The sequence below is a fragment of the Polaromonas sp. P4_H1 genome, from assembly GCF_056400945.1.
On sequence record NZ_JBFUKG010000001.1, the window covers coordinates 333,188 to 346,953 of the forward strand.

At 64.5% G+C, this 13,766-nt stretch carries 12 protein-coding genes; 7 read left to right on the forward strand and 5 right to left on the reverse strand.

Going from position 1 to position 13,766, the window contains the following annotated elements; genetic code table 11:
• Positions 1 to 78: 78 nt before the first annotated feature.
• The 5 genes from AC1DS5_RS01475 to AC1DS5_RS01495 all read right to left on the reverse strand — a co-directional run bounded on the left by AC1DS5_RS01475 (position 79) and on the right by AC1DS5_RS01495 (position 5,154).
• A complete protein-coding gene (locus tag AC1DS5_RS01475; protein WP_477716469.1) occupies positions 79 to 936 on the reverse strand; it encodes an EamA family transporter in 858 nt (285 codons plus the stop codon).
• Positions 926 to 1,495, reverse strand: coding sequence for a phosphonate degradation HD-domain oxygenase (locus AC1DS5_RS01480; RefSeq protein ID WP_477716470.1), 570 nt, complete (start codon positions 1,493 to 1,495; stop codon positions 926 to 928). Before AC1DS5_RS01480 ends, AC1DS5_RS01475 begins: the two co-directional genes overlap by 11 nt.
• 125 nt (positions 1,496 to 1,620) lie before the next feature.
• A complete protein-coding gene (gene phnY / locus AC1DS5_RS01485; RefSeq protein WP_477716738.1) occupies positions 1,621 to 3,042 on the reverse strand; it encodes a phosphonoacetaldehyde dehydrogenase in 1,422 nt (473 codons plus the stop codon).
• An 89-nt stretch (positions 3,043 to 3,131) separates the two neighbouring features.
• Positions 3,132 to 4,373 carry a phosphonoacetate hydrolase gene (gene phnA / locus AC1DS5_RS01490; RefSeq protein WP_477716471.1) on the reverse strand — a complete coding sequence of 414 codons (1,242 nt, stop codon included), beginning with the start codon at positions 4,371 to 4,373 and terminating at the stop codon, positions 3,132 to 3,134.
• Positions 4,360 to 5,154: a phosphonate utilization associated transcriptional regulator gene (locus tag AC1DS5_RS01495; protein ID WP_477716472.1), complete on the reverse strand. Its 795-nt coding sequence runs from the start codon at positions 5,152 to 5,154 to the stop codon at positions 4,360 to 4,362. Before AC1DS5_RS01495 ends, phnA begins: the two co-directional genes overlap by 14 nt.
• 188 nt (positions 5,155 to 5,342) lie before the next feature.
• Here AC1DS5_RS01495 and AC1DS5_RS01500 point away from each other — a divergent pair, with 188 nt between their 5' ends.
• From AC1DS5_RS01500 to AC1DS5_RS01530, 7 genes are all read left to right on the forward strand, one after another.
• The gene (locus AC1DS5_RS01500) at positions 5,343 to 6,392 is read left to right on the forward strand and encodes a putative 2-aminoethylphosphonate ABC transporter substrate-binding protein (protein WP_477716473.1); all 1,050 of its coding nucleotides are present in this window, start codon (positions 5,343 to 5,345) and stop codon (positions 6,390 to 6,392) included.
• 141 nt (positions 6,393 to 6,533) lie between these two features.
• On the forward strand, positions 6,534 to 7,586 hold the full coding sequence (locus AC1DS5_RS01505) for a putative 2-aminoethylphosphonate ABC transporter ATP-binding protein (RefSeq protein ID WP_477716474.1): 1,053 nt from the start codon (positions 6,534 to 6,536) through the stop codon (positions 7,584 to 7,586).
• Positions 7,586 to 9,295, forward strand: coding sequence for a putative 2-aminoethylphosphonate ABC transporter permease subunit (locus AC1DS5_RS01510; RefSeq protein ID WP_477716475.1), 1,710 nt, complete (start codon positions 7,586 to 7,588; stop codon positions 9,293 to 9,295). Before AC1DS5_RS01505 ends, AC1DS5_RS01510 begins: the two co-directional genes overlap by 1 nt.
• A gap of 152 nt (positions 9,296 to 9,447) precedes the next feature.
• Positions 9,448 to 10,572: a 2-aminoethylphosphonate--pyruvate transaminase gene (locus AC1DS5_RS01515; protein ID WP_477716739.1), complete on the forward strand. Its 1,125-nt coding sequence runs from the start codon at positions 9,448 to 9,450 to the stop codon at positions 10,570 to 10,572.
• 28 nt (positions 10,573 to 10,600) lie between these two features.
• Positions 10,601 to 11,983, forward strand: a complete 1,383-nt coding sequence (locus tag AC1DS5_RS01520) for a glutamine synthetase family protein (protein WP_477716476.1) — start codon at positions 10,601 to 10,603, stop codon at positions 11,981 to 11,983.
• A gap of 11 nt (positions 11,984 to 11,994) precedes the next feature.
• On the forward strand, positions 11,995 to 12,519 hold the full coding sequence (locus AC1DS5_RS01525) for an N-acetyltransferase family protein (RefSeq protein ID WP_477716477.1): 525 nt from the start codon (positions 11,995 to 11,997) through the stop codon (positions 12,517 to 12,519).
• 36 nt (positions 12,520 to 12,555) lie between these two features.
• Positions 12,556 to 13,689 (forward strand): iron-containing alcohol dehydrogenase, encoded by a 1,134-nt coding sequence (locus tag AC1DS5_RS01530; protein WP_477716478.1) that lies wholly within the window; start codon positions 12,556 to 12,558, stop codon positions 13,687 to 13,689.
• The last annotated feature ends 77 nt before the right edge of the window (positions 13,690 to 13,766 follow it).

Genomic DNA, 13,766 nt, shown 5'->3' on the forward strand with positions numbered 1-13,766 from the left:
GTGAAGTCGGCTGAAGCCAGCGCGTCAGCGCTGAACGCTGCATCACGCCGCGACGGCTGCGAAGACGCATGGCGGCCGTCAGGCCAGCCGTACAGCCATCACGCCACCCACAATGACGCAGGTGCCAAGCAGCCGGCGCATCGTGAACGCCTCTTTCAACAGCCAGGTTCCCAGTAGCACGGCGAACAGCACCGAGGTTTCGCGCAAGGCCGCCACGGTGGCCACCGGCGCCCGGGTCATCGCCCACAGCGCAATGCCATACGAGCCCAGCGAGGCCAGCGCGCCACCGGTGGCCACCGGCCAGCGCTGCAGGGCATAGTGCCCCATGGCACGGCCGCGCCTGGCCAGCATCAGGAGGCCAAATGGCCAGCCGTCCAGCAGGAACAGCGTGGCAACATACTGCAGGGCATTGCCCGATGCGCGCACGCCCAGCGCATCGACCACCGTGTAAATGGCAATGATGACCGCGTTGGCAAGCGCAAACCCGACGGCCTTGCGCGCATGCAGCGCGTGCCGGCTCAAGCCCAGCACCAGCACGCCGCAGCAGATGCCGAGGATGCCGGCCCAGGCCAGCGGTGACAGGGTCTCACCCAGCGTGAAGGTGGCCGACAGGGCCACCAGCAAGGGGGCCACGCCGCGCATCAGCGGATAGGTCAGGCCCAGGTCGCCATGGTGGTAGGCCTGCGTAGTGGCGATGTAGTAGCCGATATGAATCACCACCGAGGCGGCGATGAAAGGCCAGGCTTCCGGGCGCGGCCACCCCGCCAGCGCGACCAGCGGCACGGCCAGCACGGAGCCGATCAGGTGGATCACCGCCATATCCAGCGCCTTGTCCGTGCTGGATTTGACCAAAGCGTTCCAGCCGGCGTGCAGCAGGGCGCCGAACAACACGGCACCCAGCACCGGCCAGGTCAGCGCCAGGATGTCAGAGGGCAACCGCAGGCCTTGACAGGGGCAGGGCACAGCGCTGCGCGCGCGCGAGGAAATGCGTCAACGGCGGGGTAATTCTGCTGGCGTCCTTCGCCAGGTCGTCCCAGAGGCGCAGCTTCACGGCCCCCTCGGCCCCCGGCTGTGCAATGAAGCGCGCCGCTTCTTCGGCCGAGAAAATCCCCCCTTGCAGCAGCAGGCTGCGCTTGGAGTCCGCCGAGAGGCTGGAATGGTAGCCGCGCCGGGCGGCGCACAGGTAGCGCTTGGCGTCCACATGCAGCTTGATCGCGTCCAGCACCTCGTCGGCAAACAGGCCACGCAAAAAGGGCAGGGCGCGGTACTGGTGCACGTCGTCCACACCGCGCAGCGAAGGCGTCTCGCCCAAGTCGTGCAGCAAATGCCCCAGGTCATGCAGCAGGGCGGCAGTCACCAGTTCGTCGCTGGCGCCTTCGGCCTCGCCGAGCGCCGCGGTCTGCAGCGCATGCTGCAGCTGCGTGACCGGTTCGCCGCTGTACTGCTCGCCGCCGCGCTCGGCGAAGAGGTGTTCAATGTCGTCAAAGCTCAGCATGAAAATTTCTCACTGGATGAAAAGTAAAGAAAAATGCAAAGGCCAGTGGCCGCCGCGGAACCGGCTTAGCCGGGCTGCAGGTGGCCGCCCTTGGGGGAGGCGCCGAAGGCGCTTCGGGGAGAGCATCATCCACTCCATGGGAGCGAATAAGTTTTGAGGTTGGTAAAACTCTTGATCGCTTCCTGCACGCCCTCCTTGTAGCCCAGGCCCGAGTCCTTGATGCCACCGAAAGGGGTGAGTTCGAGCCGGTAGCCCGGCACTTCGCGGACATTGACCGTGCCCACCTGCAGTTCGTTCACAAAGCGCGTGATGTAGTCCATGCGGTTGGTGCAGACCGCGCTCGACAGGCCGTAGGCCGTGCCGTTGGAGAGCTGTATCGCTTCGTCGATGTTTTTGAAGCGGATCACCGGCGACACCGGGCCGAAGGTTTCTTCGCGGGCCACCGTCATCTGCGGCAGGACATGGTCCAGCAGCGTGGGCGAATACAGCGCGCCGCGGCGCTGGTTGCCGGCCAGCAGCTTGGCGCCCTGCGCCACCGCCTCGTTGACGCGCGACTCGAACAGCATGGCGGCGGCCTCATCGATCACCGTGCCCATGTCGTTGGCCCGGTCGGTGGGGTCGCCGTATTTCCAGGCCAGGGTCTTGGCCAGCACCTGCTCCACAAACTGGCCGGCCACGGCCTCATGCACCAGCAGGCGTTTGATGGCCGTGCAGCGCTGGCCCGAGTTCCTGTACGAGCCCTGCACCGCCAGCGTGGACGCTTCGTCGATGTCGGCATCTTCCATCACGATGATCGGGTCATTGCCGCCCAGCTCCAGCACCACGCGGCGGTAGCCGGCCCTGGACGCGATGTATTTGCCGATCGCCACGCCGCCGGTGAAGGTCACCAGGTCGACCAACGGGTTCGTGATCAACTCGTCGGCGATTTCGCGCGGGTCGCCGGTGACCACGCTGAGCATCTCGGGTGGCAGACCGGCCTCGTACAGGATGTCGGCAAACAGGATGGCCGAGAAGGGCACTTTTTCGGAGGGTTTCAGCACCATGCGGTTGTTGCTCGCGATGCTGGGCACCACCTTGTGCGCCACCTGGTTCATCGGGTGGTTGAAGGGCGTGATGGCGGTGATGACACCCAGCAGCGGTGAGCGCTGCGTGTACACGCGGCGCTTCCTGCCGTGCGGCGTCAGGTCGCAGCTGAAAATCTGCCCGTCGTCCCGGAGCGCTTCGCTGGCGCCGAACAGCAGCACGTCGCTCACGCGACCGGCTTCGTACACCGAGTCCTTCAGGCACAGCCCGGACTCGGCGGTGATGAGATTCGCCATGTCGTCAAGCCGCGCCTGAATGATGGCCGCGGCGCGCTTCAAAATGGCCGCGCGCTCATGGCGGGTCAGTGTGGGCTGATAGGCATGCGCGATGGCGAAGGTCTCACGCACCTCTTCGAGCGTGGCCTTGGGCACCGTGCCGATCAGCGCTTCTGTAAACGGGTTGAAGACCTGGATCGCGCGCTCGCCGCTCCGCTCGGCGCCGACCCTGCGGCCGGCCAGGCGCATGGCATTGAGCTGGTGGTCCTGAATGTAATCACTCGTCACACAACACTCCTGGGTATTTCCCCCTCTCCCAGAGGGAGAGGGAATAAGACTCAGCCTTGCGCATAGTTCAGGGCCAGTTCAAAGGCATCGAAGTTGCGGAACCGCCGGGCACGGTCCAGCCCCGGCAGCTTGCGGTTCACGATCAGCGGCACGCGCTGCTCGCTGAGGCCACCATGCGAGCGCAGCGGCACCTTCAGTGCGGAGAGGTCGTGGCGCGACGCCGACGTGCCGATCACGGTGAAGCGCTCCGAGACGGCCACGAGGTCGCCAATGCGGTCGGCCGGCAACTCAAAGCGCCGGGCGGCCTGTTCGCGGGTCAGCACGACTTCCATGCCCTTGAGCTGCGCCAGGCGTTCGCAGGCCGCGGCCACGTCCACACCATCCGGCAGGTAGACCGTGGCAAACGAGCCGAGCGCGCCATGGTGCACGACATACGGGTCGGTGATCGGCAGGATCACGCGCGCTTTCGCCGTGCCCAGCCAGGCGTCAAACCAGTCCTGCAGGTAAATCACATCGGGCGTGCCGTCCAGCGCAACCTTGGCATTCATGCCATGGTCGGCGGTCAGCGCGATCACGCAGCCCAGCGCATCCAGCTGGGCCAGGTAACCGTCCATCATGCGGTAAAACGCGTTGGCGCCGTCGGTACCCGGCGCATGCTTGTGCTGCACATAGTCGGTGGTCGACAGGTACATCACGTCGGGTTGGTATTTCTGCATGATCTTCACGCCGGCGGCAAAGACAAACTCGGACAGGTCTGCGCTGTACACGCTGGGCAGCGGCCGCCCCACCAGCCCCAGCACGTCCTCAATCCCGTTTTCCGCCAGCGTCACCTGGTCGGCCTTCTCGGACGAAAAGCAGATGCCCTTCATCTGGTGGCCGAGCAGCTTGCGCAGCTTGTCCTTGGCCGTCACCACCACCAGCGACCGGCCCGCATCGGCCAGCGCGGCCAGCAGCGTGGGCGCGCGCAGCCACTTGGGGTCGTTCATCATGACCTCCGTGCCGGTCGCGGTGTCAAACAGGTAGTTGCCGCAAATGCCGTGCACGCTGGGCGGCGCGCCGGTGACGATGGACAGGTTGTTGGGATTGGTGAAGCTGGGCACCACGCAGTCGGCCGTCAGGCCCGACCCCAGGGCCAGCGTGCGCTGCAGCCAGGGCATGTGGCCCGTGGCGACGGCCTGGGCCAGGTAGTCGGGCTCGCAGCCATCGACGCACACCACCACCGTAGGCTGCGTCGGTAGTGCGTACGACCGGCCGTTCACCGTCAGTTCAGCGCGTGCCTTATCGGTTGCCACGTTTGGGCCTTTCCCTGTCGGTGTCCGAAGTGTTGTTCAGGTGCGTGGCCCTGGCTGCGCCCTGCCCTGCACCCGTCCCGGCGTCGCCGCCCTGCAGCCGGGCCTGGCGCCGCACATCGTTCTCGATCGTGCGCTCCTTGCTTTCGATCACATGGTCGAACATGGCCCGCCCGGCGGTATCCGCGTCACCGGAGGCGATGGCCTTGACGATCTGCCGGTGCTCACTGGCCGAAATGGGCATGAGCCAGCCGTCGGCCAGGTTGAGGCGGCGAAACAGCGACAGCTCCTTGATCAGCTTGCGGTAAATCGCCGTGAGCTTGCGGTTGCCGGCCATCTCGACCAGCCGGTCATGGAACCTGAGGTTCAGCAGGTGGTAGTTGTAGGCGTCTTCGGCCTTCACCGCCTTTTCCATCTCGTCGACCAGGCCCTTGATTTCCTTGAGCTGCGCCGGCGTGATGTTCCTGGCGAGCTGGCGGCCCACCAGCTCGTCCATCGCCGCGCGCAGGTCAAAAATCTCCACCGCCTCGTCAATCGGGATGTCGCGCACAAAGACGCCGCGGTTTTTTTCGTTGCGCACCAGCCCCGCTTCCTCCAGCATGCGAAAGGCTTCACGCACCGGCCCGCGCGAGACACCCATCTTCTCGGCCAGCGCCGCTTCAATCAGCTTGCTGCCGGGCTCGTACTCGCCGACAAGAATGGCCCGCTCGATTTCCTGCTGCACTACCGTGGTGAGGGAACTGTTTTGGAGGAGTGCGATGGTGGGGTGAAAGACTGCGTTCATGCCCTGCATTGAAGCACAAAACAAAAAAATGTCAACAATCTGCAAAAAACAATTGACAAGTAAAAAGGGGCGGCGTCCAATTCACTCGGGCTGGATCGATATGGCCTGAGCGCAGGTTGCGCCATCACATGTCATCCCGCTGACACGATCAGGTCACAACATGGCAGGTTTTTCACAAAGGACGATGTATGCAGCTGGCTCTCCATCTCAAATCCCTCGGCAAGGCACTCGCCGCAGCAGGCCTGCTGGCCATCGCTGCGTCGGCCTCCGCGCAAAAAACCCAGCTGCTGGTCTATACCGCCCTGGAAACCGACCAGCTCAAGGCCTACCAGGAAGGCTTCAACAAGGCGCATCCCGACATCGACATCAAGTGGGTGCGCGACTCGACCGGCGTGATCACCGCCAAGCTGCTCGCCGAAAAAGCCAATCCGCAGGCCGACGCGGTGATGGGCGTGGCGGCGTCCAGCCTGGCCCTGCTGGACAAGCAGGGCATGCTCGAGCCCTATGCGCCGCTCAACCTGGACGGCATCATGAGCCAGTACCGCGACAAGAAAAAAGTCCCGGCCTGGTTTGGCATGGACGTGTGGGGTGCCACCATCTGCTTCAACACGACCGAAGCCCAGAAAAAGAACATTCCCAAACCGGAAACCTGGCAGGACCTCACCAAGCCCATCTACAAGGGCCAGATCGTCATGCCCAACCCCGCCTCCAGCGGCACGGGCTACTTCGACGTGACCGCCTGGCTCACCCTGTTTGGCGACAAGGACGGCAAGGGCGGCGGCTGGAAATACATGGACGGCCTGCATGAAAACATTGCGCAGTACACCCACTCCGGCTCCAAGCCCTGCAACATGGCTGCCGCCGGTGAGTTCCTGATGGGCATCTCCTTCGAGTACCGGGGCAACGCCAACAAGGCCAAGGGCGCACCGATTGACCTGGTCTTCCCGAAAGAGGGCCTGGGCTGGGACCTCGAGGCGTTTGCCATCCACAAGGGCACCAAGAAACTGGACGCCGCCAAAAAACTGGCTGACTGGGCTTCCAGCAAGGACGCCATGATGCTGTACGGCAAGAACTTCGCCATCACGGCGCAGCCTGGCCTGGCGCCGCCGCTGGCCAACGTGCCCAAGGACTATGAAGCACGCCTCGTGAAGATGGACTTCACCTGGGCCGCCGACAACCGCGAACGTATCCTGAACGAATGGACACGGCGCTATAACAGCAAAACAGAGAAGAAATAGCCCCCTGTCGGCGGCCCTTGGCCGCCGTCTCCCCCTCAGGGGGACAGCCGCTGTGGCCCGGCAAAGCCGGTTCCACGCGGCTGCTTGCTTTTTTGCATCGGCGCGCCGCCCGTCCAGGCAATACACACGTATGACCCACGAATGAACCACGACACGTTTCTCGCGCTGCGCCACATTCGGAAAGAGTTCGGTGGTTTTACTGCGCTCCAGGACATCAACCTGGATATCCGCAAGGGCGAGTTCGTCTGCTTTCTCGGGCCATCCGGCTGTGGCAAGACCACCTTGCTGCGCATCATTGCCGGGCTGGAAGTGCAGACTGCCGGCGAAGTGCACCAGGGCGGCCGCGACATTTCCCGCCTGCCGCCCGCGCTGCGCGACTACGGCATCGTGTTCCAGAGCTACGCGCTGTTTCCCAACCTCACGGTGGCCGACAACGTGGCCTATGGCCTGGTCAACCGCAAGACCCCGCGCGCCGAAGCCGCCAGACGGGTGGGCGAGCTGGTCAGGCTGGTGGGCCTGCCGGGCAGCGAGGCCAAATACCCCAGCCAGCTGTCGGGCGGCCAGCAGCAGCGCATTGCGCTGGCGCGGGCGCTCGCCACCTCACCGGGCCTGTTGCTGCTGGACGAGCCTCTGTCGGCCCTGGACGCGCTGGAACGCGTGCGGCTGCGTCAGGAAATCCGGGCGCTGCAGCAAAAACTGGGCGTGACCACCATCATGGTGACGCACGACCAGGAAGAAGCCCTCAGCGTGGCCGACCGCATTGTCGTGATCAACGAGGGGCTGATCGAGCAGGTGGGCACGCCGATGGAGATTTACCGCGAGCCGGCCTCGCCCTTCGTGGCCGATTTTGTCGGCAAGGTGAATGTGTTGCCGGCCCGTGTCAGCGGCGGCGAAATGAGGTTTGGCGCGCTCTGCCTGCCCTGCGACGGCGCCGACCGCGACGTCAAGGTCTACCTGCGGCCCGAAGACGTGCTGGCCCGGCCCATTGTCGAGGGCGACCCCCATGTGTTCAACGCCACTATCGAGAAAATCGAGTTTCTCGGGTCCTTTTGCCACGTGCATGTGACATCCCCCGCACTGGACAAGCACAGGCTCACGGTTTATCTTTCGCTCAACTTCCTGTCCGAGCAGTCGCTGCAGATCGGCTCGACCCTGCCCCTGCGGCTGCTGCCCGAACGCATCAAGGTGTTTTGATGCCCCTGTCCACCGCCGCCGCCAAACTCCCGCTGGTCAGGCAGCGCGTGCACTGGATTGACCACCTGGCCTACGCCGCACTGGCGCTGGTGGCTGCTATTTTGATAGCGTTTCTCGCGGCGCCGCTGATCACCATCCTGCAGCAGGCCGTGGAAGACAAGGCCGGCGATTTCGTCTGGTTTGACAACTTCATTGACTACGCAAAAACCCCGGCCCTGCTGGAAAGCCTGTGGAACAGCATCTGGGTGTCCGTCGCCGTCACCGTGGTCACCGTGCCGCTGGCTTTCGGCTTTGCCTACGCGCTGGCGCGCTCGTGCATGCCTTACAAGGCGCTGTTTCGCGGCATCACGCTGATCCCGCTGCTGGCGCCCTCGCTTCTGTCGGCCATTTCCCTGATCTACTGGTTCGGCAACCAGGGCGTGCTCAAGGGCTGGATGCAGGGCCTGGGGGTCGAGCAAATCTACGGCGCGCCCGGCATCGTGATTGCGGAATGCTTTGCCGTGTTTCCGCATGCGCTGATGATTCTGCTCACCGCGCTGAGCCTGTCGGATGCGCGGCTGTATGAGGCGGCCAATGCCATGGGCACCAGCGCCCGCCGCAAATTCTTCACCATCACGCTGCCGGGCGCCAAGTACGGCCTGATCTCGGCGGCCCTCGTCACCTTCACCCTGGTCATCACCGACTTCGGCATTCCCAAGGTCATCGGCGGCAGCTTCAATGTACTGGCCACCGACGTCTTCAAGCTGGTGATCGGCCAGCAGGACTTCGCCAAGGGCGCCGTGGTGGCGATTCTCCTGCTCGCACCGGCCGTGCTGACCTTCGCCGTCGACAACTACGTGAGCAAGCGGCAGACCGCGATGCTCACCGCGCGCGCAGTGCCCTACCGCCCCACGCCCGCGCGCGGCTACGACGCCCTCATGACGCTGTATTGCTGCGCGATCGCCTTGCTGGTGCTGGCCATGCTGGCGATGGCCGTGTTTGCCTCGTTCGCCAGCTTCTGGCCCTACAACCTCACACCCAGCCTGCGCCACTACACGCTCGGCCTGGTCGATGCGGAAGTGGGCGTGGGTTTCATGAACAGCCTGAAGATGTCGGCCGGCACCGCGTTCTTCGGCACGGCGCTGGTGTTTTGCGGCGCCTACCTGCTGGAAAAAACCAAGGGCATGGACAGCCTGCGCGGCTTCGTGCGCATGCTGGCCATGCTGCCCATGGCCGTGCCCGGCCTGGTGCTGGGCCTGGGCTACATTTTCTTTTTCAATGCGCCGGACAACCCCCTGGGCGGCCTGTACCACACGCTGACGCTGCTGACGCTGTGCACCATCGTGCACTTCTACACCACCGGCCACCTCACCGCGGTGACGGCGCTGAAGAGCCTGGACAGCGAGTTCGAGGCGGTCAGCGCCTCGCTCAAGGTGCCGTTTTTCAAGACTTTCTGGCGCGTCACGCTGCCCATCTGCACGCCGGCGCTGGTGGACATTGCGCGTTACTTCTTCATCAATGCCATGACCACCATTTCAGCCGTGGTGTTTTTGTATTCACCCGAAACCAAGGTGGCGTCGATTGCCATCCTGAACCTGGACGAAGCCGGCGAAATGGGCGCCGCCGCGGCCATGGCCGTGCTGATTGGTATTGCATCAACCATCGCCACCCTGCTGTTCATGGCCCTCGCCTGGTGGATCAACCGCCGGACCCAGGCATGGAGGAAGTAGTGCCCCCACGCTCGCTCACTGCGTGTAGCTCCCTGCCCCCCGAGGGGGAGCTGCGCCTGCGGTCTGGCGAAGCCAGTCCCGCGGCCCCTGCTGGTGAAGACCACCATCCCCCACGTTCTCTCATTGCCTGAAGCTGGCACTGGAACTGAAAGATAAAAATGGATCGAGACAAAATCCTCCTCACCCCCGGCCCCCTCACCACCACGCTGCGCACCAAGCTGGCCATGCTGAAGGACTGGGGCTCCTGGGACGCCGACTTCAACGCCGTGACGGCCAGCGTGCGGCGCAGCCTGCTGGACATCATTCATGGCCGTGACTCGCATGTGGTGGTGCCGCTGCAGGGCAGCGGCACGTTCAGTGTCGAAGCCGCTGTCGCCACCCTGGTGCCGCGCGACGGCCATGTGCTGGTGCTGGACAACGGCGCCTATTGCAAACGCGCCGCGCGCCTCACCCAACTGATGGGCCGCCGCTGCACCGTGCTGCCGTTTGACGAAGCGGCGCAGGTGTCTGCCGCCGCGCTGGCCGACCAGCTCAAGGCCGATGCCAGCATCAGCCATGTGATCCTGATCCACTGCGAAACCGGCGCCGGCGTGCTCAATCCGCTGCAGGAGGTGGCCGACGTGTGCGCCGCCCACGGCAGGGGCCTGATCGTGGACGCCATGAGTTCCTTTGGCGCGCTGGAAATCGACGCGCGCAAGGTGCACTTTGATGCGCTGGTGGCGGCCAGCGGCAAATGCCTGGAGGGCGTGCCCGGCATGGGCTTTGTCTTTATCCGCAAGGCGATTCTGGACGGCTGCGCCGGCCGCAGCCAGTCGCTGGCCATGGACCTGTACGACCAGTACATCTACATGGAGAAGACCACGCAATGGCGCTTTACGCCCCCCACGCACGTCGTGGTAGCGCTGGCCGAGGCGATTGCGCAGTTCGAGGAGGAAGGTGGCCAGCCCGCCCGCCTGGCGCGCTACCAGCGCAACTACACCACGCTGGTCGACGGCATGGCCCGGCTCGGCTTCCGACCCTTTCTGGATCCGGCCATCCAGGCGCCCATCATCGTGACCTTTCACGCGCCGGCCGACAGCCGCTATGACTTCAGGCAGTTTTATGCCGCCGCGCGCGAACGCGGCTTTGTCCTATACCCCGGCAAACTCACCCAAGTGGAAACTTTCCGTGTAGGCTGTATTGGTGCGATCGGCCCGCGGGAAATGGAGCAGGCGGTCCAGGCCATCGCCGGGGCGTTGCAGGACATGGGCGTCCCCTCTGCCGTACCCGCGCATTGAGCACACCGATAAAAAACCAGGAGTCAGCATGGCCAGCAAAGCATCCGGCAAGACCCACCCCGCGGTAGAGGCGGTCAAAAAATCAGGTGCGACCAAGGTCAAGGTGGCCGTCAGCGACATCGACGGCGTCCTGCGCGGCAAGTACCTGCACCGCGACAAGTTTCTGGGCACCGCCGAGCCCTACCCGGCGGGCGGCTTTGGTTTTTGCGACGTGGTGCTGGGCTGGGACATGACGGACAGCTGCTACGACAACACCACGGTCACCGGCTGGCAGCACGGCTTTCCCGACGCGCTGGCCAGGCTGGACCTGAACACCGCACGCCATGTGCCCTGGGACGACGGCGTGCCCTTCTTTCTCGGAGAATTCGTCAACGCGGACGGCACACCGCATGCCGTCTGCCCGCGCCAGACGCTCAAGCGCGTGCTCAAGCGCGCCGACAAGATGGGTTTCATGGTGATGACCGGCATGGAATTCGAGTGGTTCAACTTCCTGGAGACACCGCACAGCTGGGCCGCCAAAAAAGGCGTCGGGCCCGAGCAGCTGACACCGGGCATGTTCGGCTATTCGGTGCTGCGCATGAACCAGAACCGCGAGTTCTTCAAGGCCATCATGGATGAGATGCTGGCCTTTGACATCCCGATTGAAGGCCTGCACACCGAGACCGGGCCCGGCGTCTATGAAGCCGCCATCGGCTTCAGCGAGGCGCTGGCGCAGGCCGACCGTGCCATCCTGTTCAAGACCGGCACCCGGGAAATCGGTGCGCGCTTCGGCATCATGCCCAGCTTCATGGCCAAGCCCAACCAGCACCTGCCCGGCTGCAGCGGGCATATCCACCAGAGCCTGTCCGACGGCAAAAACAACCTGTTCTACGACGCGAAAAACCCGCGCAAGATGAGCAAGCTGTTTGAAAGCTACGTGGCCGGGCAGGTCGCCTGCATGATGGATTTCGGCCCGATGATCTGGCCCACCATCAACAGCTACAAGCGCCTGGTCGACGGTTTCTGGGCGCCGGTGAAACCCACCTGGGGCATGGACAACCGCACCGCCAGCTTCCGCGTGATTGCCGGCAGCCCCAAGGCCACACGGCTGGAGACCCGCTGCCCGGGCGCCGACGTGAACCCCTACCTCGCCATGGCGGCCGTGATTGCGGCCGGGCTGGACGGTGTTGAAAAAGGCCTCAAGCTCACGGCGCCGCCCATCACCGGCACCAACCAGGGCGCCGAGCACATTCCGCGCGCACCGCGCACCCTGATCGAAACCACCCGCATCTTCCAGCAGTCCAGCATTGCCCGCGACTGGCTGGGCGATACCTTTGTCGACCACTTCGCCGCAACCCGTGACTGGGAATGGCGGCAATGGCTTGACGGGGTGACCGACTGGGAATTAAAACGCTACTTCGAGATCATCTAGGCATGGCAGGCATGGAAATTCGACCACTTGAAATCTCTGATGCACCGGTCTACCGGGCCTTTCGGCTGCGCGGCCTGCGCGAGCACCCCGATGCCTTCACGTCGAGCTTTGAGGAAGAAACCCTGCGCCCCCTGGCCGACACCGAAAAACGGCTGGCCGCCAGCGCCAGCGAAAAACTCTGGGGCGCTTTTGTCGAAGGCGAGAAATCCGTCATGGCCGGCATGGTGGGGCTCAGCCGTGAAACCCGCCTGAAGAACCGCCACAAGGCCTCACTGGTGAGCATGTATGTGGCGGAGGAATACAGCGGCCAGGGCCTCGGCCGCGCGCTGGTCGACACCGTGCTGCAAGCGGCAACAACCTGGGGCGTGGAACTCGTCATCCTCACTGTGACTGACAGCAACCGGCAGGCCGTGGCGCTCTACGAAAGCGCCGGCTTTTCATCCTTCGGCACGGAGCCCGACGCGATACGGGTCAATGGCGTCAGTCTGGGCAAAACCCATATGTACCGTCAGCTCACACACGCCCGGTCCTCCTGAACCGCTCACCCACCCTCCCTCCCATCCTCATACCCCATGGCCATCACCAGCTTTTCCTTCCCCACCGCCATCAAATTCGGTCCGGGCGCACGCAAGCAGGTGGCCGAAGCCCTGCTGGCGGCCGGCTGCAGGCGCCCGCTCATCGTGACCGACAAGGCCCTGGCGGCCCTGCCGGTGCTGGCCGAGTTCAAAACCCATCTGGCGGGGCTGGAGGTGGCGGTGTTTTCCGGTGTGTTCGGCAACCCGACCTGCAGCCAGGTGATGGACGGCGCCGCGGCGTACAAGGCGCACCAGGCCGACAGCGTGATCGGCTTTGGCGGCGGCGCGGCGCTGGACGTGGCCAAGGTGGTGGGCGTCGCGGCCACCCATGAGGGCGACATCCTCGAATATGTGTGGGACCATCCGCAGGTGCGCGCCATCACGGGCGAGCTGCCCTACTTTGTGGCCCTGCCCACCACCTCCGGCACCGGCTCCGAAGTCGGCCGCTCCAGCGTGGTCAGCGAAAACGAAACGCACCTCAAGCGCGTGGTGTTCAGCCCAAAAATCCTGGCCAAGGTGGTGTTTGCAGACCCCGAACTCACGCTCGGCCTGCCGCCGCATGTGACTGCCGCCACCGGCATGGACGCGCTCACCCACAACATCGAAAGCTACCTGTCGCCCGCCTACCATCCGCTGTGCGACGGCATTGCGCTGGAAGGCACGCGCATCGCTGCCCGGGCCCTGCTCACCGCGGTGAAAGAGCCGGGCAACCTGCAGGCTAGAGGCGACATGATGATGGCCTCCATGATGGGCGCCATTGCCTTCCAGAAAGACCTGGGCGCCGTGCACTCGTGTGCGCATGCGCTGGGCGCGGTGTGCGACCTGCACCATGGCCTGGCCAACGCGCTGATGATAGACACGGTGCTGGCCTGGAACTACGAAGCCGCCCCGGCCAAATTCGACGAGCTGGCCCATGTTTGCGGCGTGGCCGGCGGCGGCAAGGCCCTGGTGCCCTGGCTCAAGCAGCTGAAAGAAAGTGTCGGCATCACCGGTCCGCTGTCGGCGCACGGCGTCAAGCGTGAACACCTGCCGCGGCTGGTCGAAATAGCCACGGCCGACATTTGCCATCAGACCAACCCGCGGCCCTGCAAGGCCGAGGACTTTCAAAAGCTGTTCGAGGCCGCTTTATGAACGCCGATATGACAACTCTCGTGATGGAGGCCCCACTCCCACTTCCAGCAGGGGCCGCGGAACCGGCTTTGCCGGGC

Coding starts and splice junctions, on each gene's coding strand:
- AC1DS5_RS01525 (WP_477716477.1), top strand. CDS start 11,995: ATGGAAATTCGACCACTTGAAATCTCTGATGCACCGGTCTACCGGGCC.
- AC1DS5_RS01510 (WP_477716475.1), top strand. CDS start 7,586: ATGCCCCTGTCCACCGCCGCCGCCAAACTCCCGCTGGTCAGGCAGCGC.
- AC1DS5_RS01500 (WP_477716473.1), top strand. CDS start 5,343: ATGCAGCTGGCTCTCCATCTCAAATCCCTCGGCAAGGCACTCGCCGCA.
- AC1DS5_RS01480 (WP_477716470.1), bottom strand. CDS start 1,495: ATGCTGAGCTTTGACGACATTGAACACCTCTTCGCCGAGCGCGGCGGC.
- AC1DS5_RS01505 (WP_477716474.1), top strand. CDS start 6,534: ATGAACCACGACACGTTTCTCGCGCTGCGCCACATTCGGAAAGAGTTC.
- AC1DS5_RS01520 (WP_477716476.1), top strand. CDS start 10,601: ATGGCCAGCAAAGCATCCGGCAAGACCCACCCCGCGGTAGAGGCGGTC.
- phnY (WP_477716738.1), bottom strand. CDS start 3,042: ATGCGCCTGGCCGGCCGCAGGGTCGGCGCCGAGCGGAGCGGCGAGCGC.
- AC1DS5_RS01495 (WP_477716472.1), bottom strand. CDS start 5,154: ATGAACGCAGTCTTTCACCCCACCATCGCACTCCTCCAAAACAGTTCC.
- AC1DS5_RS01530 (WP_477716478.1), top strand. CDS start 12,556: ATGGCCATCACCAGCTTTTCCTTCCCCACCGCCATCAAATTCGGTCCG.